The sequence below is a fragment of the Nonomuraea sp. NPDC049152 genome, from assembly GCF_040648355.1.
Classification (GTDB): Bacteria; Actinomycetota; Actinomycetes; order Streptosporangiales; family Streptosporangiaceae; genus Nonomuraea.
On the sequence record NZ_JBEZDO010000015.1, the window covers coordinates 1 to 14,719 of the forward strand.

Here is a 14,719-nt window from a genome sequence, read left to right on the forward strand (position 1 = left end):
TCCCAGCACACCCGGACCCGCCTATTGGCGGTAACGCTACAAATCCCCTCGATCACACTGCGGCATCACGGGCAGAGGCTCGCGTAACGCACTCTCAGATCGGCGTCCGGCACCGGGGCGGCCCCTTTGACCCGGCGGCGGGCGCGGCTCGCGAGCTGCCTGGCCGCGGTAGGGGACCGCTCGATCATCGGAGCGATCTCCTCGAACGGCACGGAGAACATGTCGTGCAGCACGAACGCGAGCCGCTCGGCCGGCGACAGCGTCTCGAGCACCACCAGCAGCGCCAAACCGACCGAGTCGGCCAGCAACGCTTCGTGCTCGGGATCGACCCCGTCCTCGAAGGTGATGATCGGGTCCGGCATATGGACGTCGAGGGGGTCCTCCCGCCGCTTCTCGCGTGAGCGCAGCATGTTCAGGCACACGCGCGCCACTACCGTGGTCAGCCACCAATCGAGGTTCTCCACGCTGCTGATGTCGGCGCGGCCCACGCGCAGCCACGCCTCCTGCACCGCGTCATCGGCCTCGTTCACCGAGCCGAGCATCCGATAGGCCACTGCCCGCAGACGTGTCCGATGCTCCTCGAAACGCACTGCCAGCCATTCGCGCTCATCCACCGTGTCACATTCCTTCCTCGCGGTGTGTCTTTTAGATAGACCCCCCAAACGCAGTCGATGTGACCGGGAGACCGACTCCTCGACCGAACTTGTCTGGAGAAACCATGACGTCATCCATCCTGCTCACCGGTGGCACGGGCACGCTCGGGCGTCTCGTCACGCCGCTCCTGCTGGATGCCGGTTGCACAGTGCGGCTGCTCAGCCGGCGCGTCCGCGAGCCCGTGGATGGCATCGAGTACGTGAGCGGTGACCTGATCAAGGGTGAGGGAATCGAGCCAGCGGTGGACGGGGCCGAGATCGTCGTGAACCTGGCGGGCGGGCCCAAGGGCGATGACGAGGCGGCCCGGAACCTGGTGCGGGCTGCGTCACGAGTCGGTGTGCGGCATCTGGTGCACATCTCCGTCATCGGGGCGGACCGGGTCCCGCTGGGCTACCTCCGGGCCCAACTGGGCGCGGAGCAGGCCGTGGCCGACTCCGGCCTGCCGTGGACGACGTTGCGTGCCGCCCAGTTCCATGACTCTGTCCTGAAGATGGTGCAGGCGATGGCGAAGCTGCCGGTGATGCCTGTCCCGGGCGGACTCCGCTTCCAGCCGGTCGACGCACGCGATGTGGCGGCCCGGATGGTGGAGCTGACCCTCGGCGAGCCGGCCGGCCTGGTGCCCGACCTGGCTGGGCCGAAGGTGTACGGGATGGAGGAGCTGGCCCGCGGATACCTGCGGGCGCTAGGCAAACGCCGGTTGATGATGACGGTACGGATGCCGGGGAAGGCCGGCCGCTCCTACCGGGCCGGCGAGAACCTCACGGTCAAGGGGGCCACGGTGGGCAAGCGGACCTGGGAGGACTTCCTGTCCGAGCGGCTGCACCAGCGCACCGATCCCGTCGCGGCCGGCGACCAGCGCCCGAACCGGTCCGCCACCAAGCGCTGATCGCCCCCCCTCACACCTCATCCACGCGCCGGGGAGGCGCCCGAATCCACGCACTGTCCGATTTGACCGAGTTTTTGGAGGACACCTCGATGAGCAAGCCTGAGTTCGTCTACACGACCTATATCCACACCACCCCGGAGCGCGTCTGGCAGGGGCTGACCGACCCGGCCTTCACCCAGCGCTGCTGGAACGGGCTGGTCTTCGAGTCGGACTGGAAGCCCGGCTCGACCGTGACCGTGCGCTACCCCGAGCACGACGTGACGATCGCCGACGCGGCCCAGGTCGTGCTCGAATCCGATCCCTGCAAGCGGCTCTCCTACACCTGGCACACCTTCACGCCGGAGTGGGCGACGGTCAGCGGGTTCAGCGACGAACTCCTGGCCAGGTTCTCCGCCGAGCGCCGCTCCAAGGTGACCTTCGACATCGAGGACCTCGGGGAGACGGTCAAGCTGACCGTGGTCCACGACGACTTCGAGCCCGGCAGCGCCGTACTGGAGGCCGTCACCAACGGCTGGCCGCGCTTCCTGGCCGAGCTCAAGACGCTCCTCGAAACGAACCTCCCCGAGTCAGACGCTCACCAGGCTGCGTGAGATCGAGCATCCCGTGATCCACACGACGTGTCCCGCTCCCCACTCCTGGACTGACACCCCATGTCGCCGCCACGTGTCCTGATCGTCGGAGCCGGCCTCGCCGGATACCGCGCCGCTTCCGCGCTGTCTCGCCGCCTGCGGGACAGGGCCGAGGTGGTGCTGGTGAACCCGACCGACTTCACGCTCCATCTGCCCCTGCTGCTCGACGTGGCCGCCGGGAACCTCGATCAGAGCCGGGTCACGGTACCGCTCACCAGCACGCTGCCTGACGTCCGAGTCGTCCTCGGCACCGTCGACCGGATCGACACCGGCTCCCGGCGCGTCCACTACATCGACGCCGACCAATCCGCGGGCCGGCTCGCCTACGACCGGCTCATCGTCACCGTCGGCAGCGTCAGCAAAGTCCGCCCGGTCTCTGGCGTCTCGCCGCACAGCTTCGGCTTCCACGACCTCGCCGAGGCCCTCCACCTGCGCGACCATATCCGGCGTCAGCTCTACCTGGCCGCCACCAGCGACAACGCCACCGAACGCGCCGCCCGCTGCACGTTCGTCGTGGCCGGCGCGGGACACACCGGCACTGAGGTGGCCGCGGCCGGGCAGCTCATCTCCACAGCGATCGCCCGCCGCTACCCCCGGCTGCGAGAACAGCCGATCCGCTGGATCCTGGCCGAGCCCGCCGAGCAGCTGCTGCCCGACATGCGGCCCCGCCTGTCCAGAACCGCGACGCGAGTGCTGCGGCGACGCGGTGTGGACGTGCGGACGCAGACCTCGGTCGGACAGGTCACCACCGGTGGGCTACGGCTGACCGACGGCGAGTTCGTCCCCACCCGGACGATCGTCTGGAGCTTCGGGGTTCGCCCCGATCCGCTGATCAACGGGCTCGGGCCGACGGTCGAGCAGGGCCGGATCAGGGTCGATGAGTACCTCGCCGTGCCCGGCCACCCCGAGATCTACGTCTGCGGGGACGCCGCAGCCGTCCCCGACCTCACCAGACCCGGCAAGATCACCCCGATGAGCGGCCGGCACGCCGTACGGCAGGGCAGGCTGGCCGCCCGCAACGTCGCCGCATCACTCGGCTACGGCAGGCGCAAGCCTTACCGGCACCACAACCGCGGCGTCACCGTGGATTTGGGCGGCTGGCAGGCGGCGGCCGACCCACTGGGTATCCCGCTTTCCGGCATCGCGGCCAAAGCGGCGACCCGCGCCTACCGCCTGTTCACCATCCCGGCCAATCGCAGGGCAATCGTCCACGACTGGCTGGTCGGCGCGCTGCTGCCGCGCCGGCGCGCCCCGCGCTACCTGGCTCCCGTGTCGATGCGGCCACTGAATCTCACCCAGGAGAAACGATGAAGGCAAGTGGGCTGGCCAGGGCGCTGGACGAGCGGGTCGGCGGCGGGGGCTGGCTGAACAAGGCGATGCGGAAGGTCTTCCCCGACCACTGGACCTTCCTGCTCGGCGAGATCGCCCTGTACGCCTTCCTCATCGTCTTGCTGACCGGCCTCTTCCTCACCTTCTTCTTCAAGCCGAGCATGACCGAGGTGATCTACGACGGCTCCTACGTGCCGCTGCGCGGGGTCGTGATGAGCGAGGCCTACGCCTCCAGCCTGGAGATCAGCTTCGACGTGCGCGCCGGGCTGCTGATGCGCCAACTGCACCACTGGTCCACGCTGGTCTTCCTGGCCGCGATCTGCATCCACATGCTGCGCAACTTCTTCACCGGCGCCTTCCGCAAACCCCGCGACCTGAACTGGCTGATCGGCGTCGTGCTGTTCACGCTGGTGCTGCTCAACGGGCTGTTCGGCTACTCGCTGCCCGACGACGCGCTGTCGGGCGCCGGACTGCGCATCCTGCACGCCGTCATCCTGTCGATCCCGCTGGTGGGCACCCACATCGCGATGTTCCTGTTCGGCGGCGAGTATCCGAGCGATGACATCATTTCGCGCCTGTTCAGCATCCACACGCTGCTGATCCCGGGCCTGCTGCTGGCGCTCATCCCGCTGCACGCGGTGGTGCTGACCTGGCGGCAGACGCACACCCAGTTCAGGGCCAAGGGCCTGTCCAACCGGGTGGTCAGGGGGGCGCCGTTCTTCCCGGCCTTCCTGGCGAAGACGACGGCGTTCTTCCTGTTCACGTTCGCGGTCGTCGCCCTGCTGGCCACGCTGTTCCAGATCAACCCGATCTGGTTGTACGGCCCCGCGCGCCCCAGCGTGGTCAGTTCAGGCTCGCAGCCCGACTGGTACATGGGCTTCCTGGAGGGCGCGCTGCGCATCATGCCCGGCTGGGAGATCACCGTCTTCGACCACACCCTGTCGCTTAGTCTGATCATCCCCGCACTGATCGCTCCCGGCCTGCTGTTCACCGGCCTGGCCGTCTACCCGATGCTGGAGCGTCGCTTCACCAGGGACAACCGCGCACACAACCTGCTCGACCGGCCACGTGACGTACCGTGGCGCACCGGACTCGGCGTCGCCGGCATCGTCTATTACGGCATCCTCTGGGCGGCCGGCGGCAACGACGTCCTGGCCTCCGCCTTCGGCGTCTCGCTGTACGCCACCACGTGGTTCTTCCGCGTCGCGATCTTCGCGGGTCCGGTGCTGGGCTACCTGATCGCCTACCGCATCTGCCTGGGCCTCCAGGAGCGCGACCGGCACGCCGTCACGCACGGGGTGGAGACCGGTGTCATCGTCCGCAGCGCGGACGGCAGCTATTCCGAGATCGAACGGCCCGTCACCGAAGAGGAAGCCGCATTACTGCTCGCCCCTGGCGCCGTGAAACGCCGTGAACCGGATGTGGACTCGCTGAACAGCGGGTGAAGCGGTGCGACGGCTCAATCGACGTTGACCAGGCAGGGGTCACGACACCTGGCCGACGCCCGAATCTCTAGGAGTGCGCACGACATGGTCCGCTTCTTCGCCCTGGTCTTCGCGCTCGCCGTGCCGTTCTGGGTGGCGGGAGCGTTCATGGGCGATCTTCCAGGGGCCCCGATGAACCTGCCGGTGGGCGCGCTGATGTTCCCGTGCCCGCTGGTCGCGGCCGCGATCCTGCTGCGGCGGCGCGAGGGGCCGGGCGCGACGCGGCGGCTGCTGAGCAGGACGTTCGCCGTCATGGGCATGCGGCGGACGCCCTGGCTGGCCGCCGCTTTCGTGCTGGTGCCCGCCGTCGACCTGTCGGCCTACGGGCTGGCCCTGCTGGGCGGCCCGCTCGAAGGCGAGCACGCGTCGCCGCTGGCCGCCCCGCTGCTGTTCGCGGTGTTCTTCCTGGCCGCTGCAAGTGAGGAGGCGGGCTGGATGGGCTACGCTGCCGACCCCCTGCGGAAACGGTGGGGCCCGCTTGGCGCGGGTCTCATCCTCGGCGTGGTGTGGGGCGCCTGGCACGTGGTGCCGCTGTTCCAGGCTGGCCGCTCCCTCGCCTGGATCGCCTGGTGGTTTCTCGGCGCGGTGGCGGCGCGGGTCATCATCGTCTGGCTCTACACCAGAACCGGCGCGAGCGTGCTGTCGGCGATCGTCTTCCACGCCATGCTGAACGTGGTGCCGTCGCTGCTTCCCGGCTACGCCGCGGGCGAGGTCCTCATCGCCTGCTCCGCGCTGGTCACCACGCTCGTCGCTGCGGCTGTGATGCTGAGCGGCGCGCTCTCGCCCGTCGGCGAGTCGCGCCGATCCACCGAAGGCGGCGAGGACACCCAGTCGGGTGGCCATAACCGGTGGCTATAGGCGGCCCTGGGAGTCCAGCCGTCCGGTGTGGCTTCAGTTCGATTTGGGCGTGCCTGCCCGCCGTCTGGCCTCGACCCCATTCCCCTTGCATACGGTCACAGGAGGCACAGTTGATCGATATTGGTGTCGACGCCCACAAGCGCGCTCACATCCTGATCGCCGTCGATGAGGTCGGCCGCAAGCCGGGCGAACGCACCGTCCGGGCGGCCGGTCAGCGCCGCGCGGGTTGCGAGCGCTTCCCGCCCGAACATCACAACCGCATCCGCCGCTCCAACTCCATCGAGCGCACCTTCGGCGAGACCCGCCGCCGCGTCAAGGTCATCGGTCGCTTTCACGGTGAGTCCTCCCGCGTCTATCTGGTCTGGGCCGTCCTGGACCGGGCCGCCCGCGGCTGGCGCGGCTTCACCATGACCAGCACGGTCCTGCGCACGCTGCAGGCCCTACGCCGCGCCCTGCTCCACCAGTCCCACGACCCGGTCCTGGCATCCACCGCCAAGGCCGCCTGAGATCAACCCGCGGCATGCCTACCTCGTTGAGCTATTACTCCGCTCCGAGGACACGACCGCGTCCGCTCGTTTGGAGGCGGCACCATCACGCGAAATCGGATCCATGGGCACTTGGGGGTACAGGTCACCAAGGACGCGGTTGTGCGGGCGAAGCGCCCAGGAAGCGAGGGTGCAGAAGGTAAAGAGCGACGTATAGGCGACGTGGTACCACTCGGAGCCGGATACCAGGTGGGAAATGACCGCGCCGGAGAAGTTGAAGAACGCGCCCGCGTAGGCCCATTCCTTGAGCCGGCCGAATCCCCGCGAGAGTATCGCTGCAGGGGACAACACCTTCCAGAAACCGATGATGAACAGGAAGTACCCGGGGTAGCCCAGGGCCACCATGCCGCCGACGGTTTCTGGACGATGAATCAAGTCGGCCACGCCACCAGCTAGCAACGCTCCCGTGAAGCTCAGCGTGGTCGCCCAGTAGGCGATCGTCGTGACCCTGTTCCTCGGCGGCGCGCCCGGCATCAAGCGGGCGAACGTCGGGGAATAGGGTGTGGGATTACGGCGGGCGGCCGGTCGCAGCGCCCAGGAGAGCATCGTGATGGCGGCGAAGCCGAGCGGCCCGATGCCCATGCCGATGTTGCCGACGAAGAAGTGGGATACGGCGGCAGTCGTGTAGACGAATATCGCGCCCGCGTAGACCCATTCCTTAAGCCGGGGAACGCGCGGGACGACCAACACCACCGCGCCCGGTATCTTCCACAGGCCCAGGACGACGGCGACATACCACGGGTAGCCCAGTTGCTGTTCCAAGACGTCGCGAACGTAGTCGATTCGCAGGACGTCCCACACGCCACCGACCGCCGACTCTACGGCGATGATCAAGGTGGTGATCCAATAGATGATGGTACGAACGCGTGGGTTGATGACGGAGCCGAAGACTTCAGTCATGGGCGGGTGTCTCCTGATCAGTCTGACTGAATGAGGCGATGAGATGAGAGCTGCTGAGCGGCCTGGTCGCTGCAGGACGGCGTGCCGGGCAGCTCACGCGCGTTGGGACCCGCACCGGGTGGCATCTGCCGCGGCCGGCTCCCGAGAGCGCAGGAGATCTCGCCAATCAGCCGGCCAGTTCAGCAGGGCGAAGATCACCATGATCACCAGGTTGATGGGGGCCGCGACGCGCTCGTACAGTTCGCTGCCGGCAATGATGTGCGTGGTGGTCGCACTGGTGAGGAGAAGTATCAGGGCGGCGGCGCCGAGGAACTTGAATCGCTTGCGGGGAAGGACCAGCAACACTGCGCAGACACCCTCAATGGCGCCGACAACGAACCGGAACCAGGACGGGTAGCCCCACTCGACGAACTTCACCGAGTACGGCGGGCCGAAGAAGGTGGGGCCGGGCCAGAACTTGGTGGCGAAGCCCACGATGAACGTGAAGGCCACGAACCAGTAGAAGGCGGTGAGCAGCCGTCGTGGCCACACACGAGTGGACATGATCGTTTTCCTCCAATGGAGTCTTCCGGGGACGGATCGGCGGGGACGCGTGCAGCGGGCGCGTCCTGCGCCGCTCGGCCCGGGCATCCGCCCGGCCAGGGGCACGGCCACGGCTGCCTCCGTCATGCCACTCGGCATGACGGAGGTGGCTCGCGTTCTTCAGGCCGGCTGGATGAGGCCGACGACGTTGCCGTCCGGATCCGTCACCGAAGCGATCAACTTGCCCTTGCCGACGTCCTTGACCTCCTGCAACGCGTGGGCACCTGCGTCGAGGAGCCCCTGCACGGCGGCCTTGATGTCATCGACGTGCCAGTAGGCGACAGGCGCGGTCATCCCCTTCTTGTGGCCCTGGGGGTCCAGGCCGAGGTCTTGGCCTTCGACGGAGAAACCGACGTAATACGGCTCGTCCATGTAGGGCTGCACGCCCAGCAGCGCGCTATATATGGCCTTGGCTTTGGCCAGGTCCTTGACCGGATAGATGATCGTTTTGACGCCGTTGGTCATGACGTACTTCTCCTGTTGCTGTCACATCAGCGCTCTTGCGTTGGTCATAGATATGACACGCGGCGATGAAGGAATGTGACCGATGACTGAGTCCGAGTTTTTGGCCGGCCGATTCGAGGAGCACCGTGGTCACCTGCAGGCGGTGGCCTACCAGTTACTCGGCTCGGTGAGTGAGGCAGACGACGCCGTCCAGGAAACCTGGCTGAGACTGAACCGCTCCTACACCAGTGAAGTGGAGAACCTGGGCGGGTGGCTGACCACTATTGTCGCCCGCGTATCGCTGAACATGCTGCGCTCACGCAACACCCTCCGCGAAGACCCACTGGAAAGGGCGGTCGCGAATCCGGCAGGCAGCGAAGAAGGAAGCGACCCCGAGCAGGAAGCGCTCCTGTCCCACTCGATCGGGCTGGCGATGCGGGTGGTGCTGGACACGCTGGCTCCCGCCGAGCGGCTGGCATTCGTGCTGCACGACGTCTTCGCCGTACCGTTCGAAGAGATTGCCCCTATCGTGGACCGCTCCCCGGCCGCGACCAGGAAGCTCTCCAGTAGAGCCCGCCGCCGGGTCCAAGGAGCGGCCCCACGGTGTGACATCGACCTGCCTCGTCAGCGGGAGATCGTGGGCGCCTTCCTCGCAGCTTCACGGGGCGGCGACTTCGACGCGTTGCTCGCGTTGCTCGACCCGGACGTCGTGCTCCGCGCCGATCGCACAGCCGTACTCGTGGGCGCATCCGGGCTGGTCCACGGCGCCTCGGCGGTAGCCGAGACTTTCTCCGGCCGCGCCCGCATCGCGCGACTTGCGCTGATCGACGGAGTTGCTGGAGCCATATGGGCAGCGGGCGGCCGGCCACGCGTGGTGTTCGGTTTTACGATCTCTGGTGGGAGGATCACGGAAATCGACCTGATTGCAGACTCTGAGCGCCTCCACGAACTCCACCTGGTGATCATTGAAGACTGACGAACAACGGTGCGGCTGCCCGACTGGCGGGCGGTGGTCGTTCGGCGCAACGCCCGGCTGGCCATCATGCGCGCTGAGCGGATCTGGGCGCGCACTGCCTTCAAGCGCAGCCGACGGCCTGGTGCCACCGGCGCCCGCGTCCACGGCCCGCAAGACACCATTCTGGGCCTCACTGCTCCGCCACGCGTACCAGGCGGCATCGTCACGGAGCCATACCAGCCGCGCGGCCTCGGCCAGCAGACTCCAGAACTCGGGCGCCTGCGGGCGAGCATCGCTGAGCTCTTCGAGAAGGATGAAGGCCGTCTCCCAGTCGTCGTCCTCCACGCACTCCATGACCTGAGCAGCGCTGACGGCGTCCTCCTCCAGTTCGGGTGCCTTCCAAATAGAGTCGGGCAGCCTTGTGAAGCGGGGAGTCCTGGGAAGCCACGGCATCAGCCTAGGAGATTGCATCGCTCGGTTCATAGATCATTCCGGATGTCGACCGCATGGTTTCGGCGTTGGAAGCTGAGGCCGCGGCGCCCCATATAGCCCGCCAAGGGTACCTTCGAACGTCTACCTAAGTGACGTGCCTAAAACCGAGAGAACTGCCAGACGTGGGGAGCCCCCTTCAGCTTTGTGCATTCCGCCAATGGGTCCACTTGATCGAAGTGGTTACATTGTGGCCCCTACAAAATTCAGCACAGCCACAGTCCTAATGCGGGATGACGTGAGGTGGTTCCGCTGCATGGAAGCTCTATGTAGAGTACGAGAAGCGGAGATCACAAACAAAGGAGGATCAGTTCGTCATGGTGGGGGAGGCCTTAGCGGCGTTAGCTGGCATGGCAGGGACTGCATTGGTGTCGGCTATGACCACCGATGCATGGGAGGAAGTCAAAGCCAAATTTGCCAAGCTTCTCGGGCGAGGAGACGTCCAGCAGGTGGAGCGTTACGAAGAGCGACTGGAGCGGAGCCGGGCAGAACTTACGGCTGCAGCCAGTGACTCAGCGCATCATATTCGGGCCCGCAACACGGCTGCGTGGCGGACGCGTCTGGTGGACCTCCTGGAGGACGATCCTCATCGGGAGGCGGAACTGCGGGAGTTGGTGATCTTTATCGACGAGCATGCTTCGGCAACAGCGCCAAGGGTGGGACAGGTTAACGCCCAAGCGTTCGACCGCGCCCAGCAGGCTAATCTTGGCCAGGGCGTGATGGATGTATCCTTTGGTCCATCAGATGAGCAGTGACTCAACTGGTGAGGTAAAGGCTCAGGCGTTCGACGAGGCCCGACAATACAACATTGGTCGCGGTGTTATGCACATCCATGAGGCGGCCCAGCGACCTAAGACCGCGCTGTTTACGTTGACTCCGCCGCTAGAGATAATCGGACGCCAGAAGGAAAGAACCGAGCTAGCCTCTGCGGTGGGAGCAGCATTCCGGCGCGGTGTTTCACTGGTGGTCTTGGCGGTGCACGGAATGGCTGGGGCTGGAAAGACGGCACTGGCGCGTGCACTGGCCATACAGTTGAGTTCACAGTTTCCCCACGCTCGGCTAGAAATCGATCTGCACGGGTTTACCCCTGGCGCCATGCCACGTGATCCAGGGGAGGTGCTAGCGACGTGGCTTGGGTTGGCCGGATTCAGAGCTTCTGATATCCCGCTGAATTTGGAGGATAAGACGCAAATATGGCGGGCGTGGCTGGCTGAGCGGCAAGTACTGCTCCTGTTGGACAACGCTCACACTGTCGAGCAGGTCCTACCTCTACTACCGGGTGAGGCGCCACGCTGTCTTACTTTGATCACCAGTCGGGATAGCTTGGACGAATTAGAGGCCGTTGTGCGATTGGAGCTCGAGCGCCTGCCGTCAGCCGATGCGGTGGCTCTGCTAGCCAGTCGCAGCGGGAGGCATTTCGCCGCAGATGATGGTCTCTTGTTTGCGCTAGCGGAACGATGTGGCTTCCTGCCGTTGGCACTACGCCCACTTGGAGCGCTCCTGGCTCGCCGGGATGCAGCTGATCTGTTGGAGGCGATGGACGCGGGACAGCACCGCTTCCAGCATCTTGTGGGTGCCGAAAATTCATCCGCGCAAGTCAGAGCGCTGGCTGATGATCACGTACCTCGAGTCTTGGGGTCGTGAGGTCTATACCGTCGCAGCATGATGATCTGTCGTGCTGCTACGTCTGGTCTACCTCACCGCGACGACCGTCTTCGCGTTCCTACGGCTGCTGTCGGGAAGCGATCGTGACAAGGAGATCGAGATCCTGGTGCTGCGGCATCAGCTGACGATCCTGCAGCGCCAGGTGGCCAAGCCCGTCTTCACTTCCGGCGACCGCTTCGTGCTCGCCGGGCTGCTTGGCCGCCTGCCGGGAGACAGGCTCCGGCACTTCGCACTGCTGGTGCGCCCGGATACGATCCTGCGCTGGCACCGCGACCTGCTGCGGCGCCGCCACGCCGCAGCCTGTATGCCCCGGCGTCGAGGGCGCCCGCGCACCATCTCCTCCGTTCGCCTGCTGGTGTTGCGCCTGGCTCGGGAGAATCCCTCCTGGGGGTACCGGCGTATCCACGGCGAGCTGGTCGCGCTCGGCGTCACGGTCGCCGCCTCCACCGTGTGGGAAATCCTCAAAGGTCACGGCATCGACCCGTCGCCCGAGCGACAGCACACCGCCTGGGCCGATTTCCTGCGCAGCCAGGCGGAGGCCCTGCTGGCGTGCGACTTCTTCGAAGTCCATACCCTGACCGGGGCACGGCTGTACGTCTTCGCCGTCATCGAGCACGCCACGCGGCGTATACGGATCCTTGGTGTCACCGCTCACCCCACGGGGCAGTGGGTTGTCCAGCTCGGCCGGAACCTCGTCATGGACCTGCAGGAAGCGGGCAGCACCGCCAGATTCCTCATCCGCGACCGCGACGCGAAGTTCACCGCGGCCTTCGATGAAGTGCTGGCCGATGCCGGGATTCGGGTCGTCACGACCGGTATCCGGATCCCGCAGATGAACGCGATCATGGAGCGGTGGATCCTGACCTGTCGGCGTGAACTGCTGGACCGCACCCTGATCTGGAACCGGCGCCACCTTCTGCATGCCCTGCGTGAGTTCGAGACGTTCTACAACGAACACCGGCCACACCGGACTCTCCGCCAGGCTGCTCCGCTCCCCGGCCCGGGCGCCGACCGAGCCCAGGTCGCTCGGCTTGATGTCCGCCGACATGATCGTCTGGGTGGTGTCCTCAGGGAGTACCGGCATGCTGCTTGACCTGGGCGGATGAATTTTCGGCACACACAGAGTTCCGCATCGAGAAGGAGTGCCGCTCCCGGTCAACCTCCGGGCCGATCTGGACACGCATAAACCCGGCCACGCTTGATGACCTGGCTGTTCGCCTCCCGGGGTCGCTCACTCCGGGAGGCGTCTGTTTTGCGGAGAACAATGCGCGTATGTCACTCTTCTCCTCCGAATGACGAGATTCGAGGGGAGGAAACGTGGAGCTGCGCGATATAGAGATCTTTTTGACGTTGGCCGGAGAGCTGCATTTCGGCCGTACCGCCGAGCGGCTCCATGTATCGGCCGCCCGTGTCAGTCAGGCGATCAAGAAACAGGAACGCCTCATCGGCGCTGAACTCTTCTACCGCGACAGCCGCAACGTCCGGCTCACGCCCGCCGGCGTACGGCTGCGCGACGACCTCGCCCCCGTCTACCGGGACCTGAAGGCCAGCATGGAGCGGGCCAGGCTGACCGTCCGCGGCAAGACCGACGTGCTGCGCATCGGCCTGCTGAGCAGCAACGCCCAGGATCTGCGCCCGATCACGGAGGCGTTCACCGCCCGCCATCCCGGCTACGAGCCCCAGTTCCGGACGATCGGCTTCGGCGACCCCTTCGGGCCCCTGCGCGACGGCAGGCTCCACGTGGCGATCCTCTGGCTCCCGGTCCTGGAGCCTGACCTCACCGTCGGCCCCCTCGTCTACACCGACTCCGCGGTGCTCGCCATGTCGGCCAATCACCGCCTGGCCGACCGCGAATCGATCTCGCTGGAAGACCTCGGCGACGAGGTCGTCATGGGCGGCGCCAAGCCCGACTACTGGCGTGAGGCGCTGGTGCCGCTGCGGACTCCCAGAGGGCGGCCGATCCCGATCGGGCCGATCGTGACCAACACCGAGGAGATGCTCCCCATCCTGTCCACCGGCGAGGCGGTCACCCCCGGACACCTGCGCGCCACCCGCTACTACACGCGGCCGGACATCGCCTACGTGCCCATCCACGACGCGCCTCCACTCCAGATGACACTCATCTGGCGCACCAGCGCCGAAAACGACGTCATCCGCGCCTTCGCCGAGGTCGTGCGCGACCTGGGCCCCCTGCCCCTGTGAACCGGTGACGTCGTGGAACTGCGCGATATCGAAATCTTCCTGACCCTGGCCGAGCTGCTGCATTTCGGCCGGACCGCTGAGCGGTTGCATGTGTCGGCGGCGCGGGTGAGTCAGGCGATCAAGAAGCAGGAGCGCGCCATCGGCGCCGAACTGTTCCACCGCGACAGCCGTAACGTCCGGCTCACGCCCGCCGGTGAACAGCTGCGGCAGGACCTGGCGCCGATCTATCAGGGACTCAAGGACAGCATGGAGCGGGCCAGGCTGGCCGCCCAGGGCAAGACCGGCGTGCTGCGCATCGGCACGATCTCCGTCAACAACTATGAACTGCGCCGCTACTGGGAGACCTTCCGTAGCCGGCATCCGCAGTGGGGCCTTCACCTGGGGATCGCCCCCTGGGTCGACCCCTTCCTCGGACTGCGCCGCGGCGAGATGGACATGTTGCTCACGTGGCTGCCCGTGCTGGAGCCCGACCTCATCATGGGGCCGAAGATGTTCACCGACCGGCGGGTGCTGACGCTTACGGTCGACCACGAGCTGGCCAGCCGTACCAGGGCCACGTTCGAGATGCTCGGCGACTTCCCGCTCCCGCTCGCCAAACCGGCCCCTGACTACTGGCTCGAGGCATACACGCCGCGGCAGACCCCCGAGGGCAACCGCATCGAGCCAGGGTCGGTGGTCACCAACAACGACGAGCTCTATTCCCTCCTCGGCATGGGTGAGATCATCAATGCGTCTCCCGCGCACGTGGCTCGGTACTTCGCCCGCCCGGACCTCGTCCACGTGCCCATGCCCGACATGCCCGCGCTGGACTACGGCCTGGTCTGGCGCGGCGAGGCGGAGAACGACATGATCCGCGCGTTCGCCCAGGTCGTACGGGACCTGGCGCCGCTGCAGTTGTGAGCCGGTGACGTCGTGGAACTGCGTGATATCGAGATCTTCTTGACCCTGGCCGACCTGCTGCACTTCGGCCGCACCGCCGAGCGCCTGTTCGTCTCGGTGGCGAGAGTGAGCCAGGCGATCAAAAGCAGGAACGCGGCATCGGCGCCGAGCTCTTCTACCGAGACAGCCGCAACGTCCGGCTGACACCCGCCGGAGAG

General features: G+C 66.4%; 15 protein-coding genes and 1 pseudogene. 12 read left to right on the plus strand and 4 right to left on the minus strand.

All coding sequences use genetic code 11. The features are described 5' to 3' along the window. Positions 1-104 precede the first annotated feature (104 nt). Positions 105-614: pseudogene (locus AB0B45_RS25865) on the minus strand (sigma-70 family RNA polymerase sigma factor); the annotation flags it as partial. Between the two features lie 104 nt (positions 615-718). Between AB0B45_RS25865 and AB0B45_RS25870 the strand changes: the two are divergent. The 6 genes from AB0B45_RS25870 (at position 719) to AB0B45_RS25895 (ending at position 6,346) form a co-directional block, all read left to right on the plus strand. After that, positions 719-1,540: an NAD(P)H-binding protein gene (locus AB0B45_RS25870; RefSeq protein ID WP_358135141.1), complete on the plus strand. Its 822-nt coding sequence runs from the start codon at positions 719-721 to the stop codon at positions 1,538-1,540. An 89-nt stretch (positions 1,541-1,629) separates the two neighbouring features. After that, positions 1,630-2,130, plus strand: coding sequence for an SRPBCC family protein (locus AB0B45_RS25875; protein WP_358135144.1), 501 nt, complete (start codon positions 1,630-1,632; stop codon positions 2,128-2,130). 60 nt (positions 2,131-2,190) lie between these two features. Continuing rightward, positions 2,191-3,480, plus strand: a complete 1,290-nt coding sequence (locus AB0B45_RS25880) for an FAD-dependent oxidoreductase (RefSeq protein ID WP_358135147.1) — start codon at positions 2,191-2,193, stop codon at positions 3,478-3,480. Continuing rightward, the gene (locus AB0B45_RS25885; RefSeq protein WP_358135150.1) at positions 3,477-4,943 is read left to right on the plus strand and encodes a cytochrome b N-terminal domain-containing protein; all 1,467 of its coding nucleotides are present in this window, start codon (positions 3,477-3,479) and stop codon (positions 4,941-4,943) included. Before AB0B45_RS25880 ends, AB0B45_RS25885 begins: the two co-directional genes overlap by 4 nt. An 84-nt stretch (positions 4,944-5,027) precedes the next feature. Continuing rightward, positions 5,028-5,840: a type II CAAX endopeptidase family protein gene (locus AB0B45_RS25890; protein WP_358135152.1), complete on the plus strand. Its 813-nt coding sequence runs from the start codon at positions 5,028-5,030 to the stop codon at positions 5,838-5,840. Between the two features lie 110 nt (positions 5,841-5,950). Further along, positions 5,951-6,346: a transposase gene (locus AB0B45_RS25895; RefSeq protein WP_358135155.1), complete on the plus strand. Its 396-nt coding sequence runs from the start codon at positions 5,951-5,953 to the stop codon at positions 6,344-6,346. Positions 6,347-6,364: 18 nt separating this feature from the next. Here AB0B45_RS25895 and AB0B45_RS25900 read toward each other — a convergent pair whose 3' ends face one another. The 3 genes from AB0B45_RS25900 to AB0B45_RS25910 form a co-directional block, all read right to left on the minus strand. Continuing rightward, positions 6,365-7,285, minus strand: a complete 921-nt coding sequence (locus AB0B45_RS25900; RefSeq protein WP_358135158.1) for a DoxX family protein — start codon at positions 7,283-7,285, stop codon at positions 6,365-6,367. Between the two features lie 93 nt (positions 7,286-7,378). Further along, positions 7,379-7,828 carry a DoxX family protein gene (locus tag AB0B45_RS25905; protein ID WP_358135161.1) on the minus strand — a complete coding sequence of 150 codons (450 nt, stop codon included), beginning with the start codon at positions 7,826-7,828 and terminating at the stop codon, positions 7,379-7,381. A gap of 159 nt (positions 7,829-7,987) precedes the next feature. Beyond that, positions 7,988-8,332: a VOC family protein gene (locus tag AB0B45_RS25910; protein WP_358135163.1), complete on the minus strand. Its 345-nt coding sequence runs from the start codon at positions 8,330-8,332 to the stop codon at positions 7,988-7,990. 82 nt (positions 8,333-8,414) lie between these two features. Here AB0B45_RS25910 and AB0B45_RS25915 point away from each other — a divergent pair, with 82 nt between their 5' ends. From AB0B45_RS25915 to AB0B45_RS25940, 6 genes are all read left to right on the plus strand, one after another. After that, the gene (locus AB0B45_RS25915; RefSeq protein WP_358135166.1) at positions 8,415-9,287 is read left to right on the plus strand and encodes a sigma-70 family RNA polymerase sigma factor; all 873 of its coding nucleotides are present in this window, start codon (positions 8,415-8,417) and stop codon (positions 9,285-9,287) included. A gap of 845 nt (positions 9,288-10,132) precedes the next feature. Then, entirely contained in the window at positions 10,133-10,510 is a 378-nt protein-coding gene (locus AB0B45_RS25920; RefSeq protein WP_358135169.1) for a hypothetical protein, read from the plus strand. A 920-nt stretch (positions 10,511-11,430) separates the two neighbouring features. After that, positions 11,431-12,513, plus strand: a complete 1,083-nt coding sequence (locus AB0B45_RS25925) for an integrase core domain-containing protein (protein WP_358135172.1) — start codon at positions 11,431-11,433, stop codon at positions 12,511-12,513. Between the two features lie 224 nt (positions 12,514-12,737). Further along, the gene (locus AB0B45_RS25930) at positions 12,738-13,622 is read left to right on the plus strand and encodes a LysR family transcriptional regulator (protein WP_358135175.1); all 885 of its coding nucleotides are present in this window, start codon (positions 12,738-12,740) and stop codon (positions 13,620-13,622) included. A gap of 12 nt (positions 13,623-13,634) precedes the next feature. Then, complete coding sequence (locus AB0B45_RS25935) at positions 13,635-14,522, plus strand: LysR family transcriptional regulator (protein WP_358135178.1); 888 nt, start codon at positions 13,635-13,637, stop codon at positions 14,520-14,522. A 12-nt stretch (positions 14,523-14,534) separates the two neighbouring features. Continuing rightward, a complete protein-coding gene (locus tag AB0B45_RS25940) occupies positions 14,535-14,705 on the plus strand; it encodes a LysR family transcriptional regulator (protein WP_358135181.1) in 171 nt (56 codons plus the stop codon). Positions 14,706-14,719: the final 14 nt, after the last annotated feature.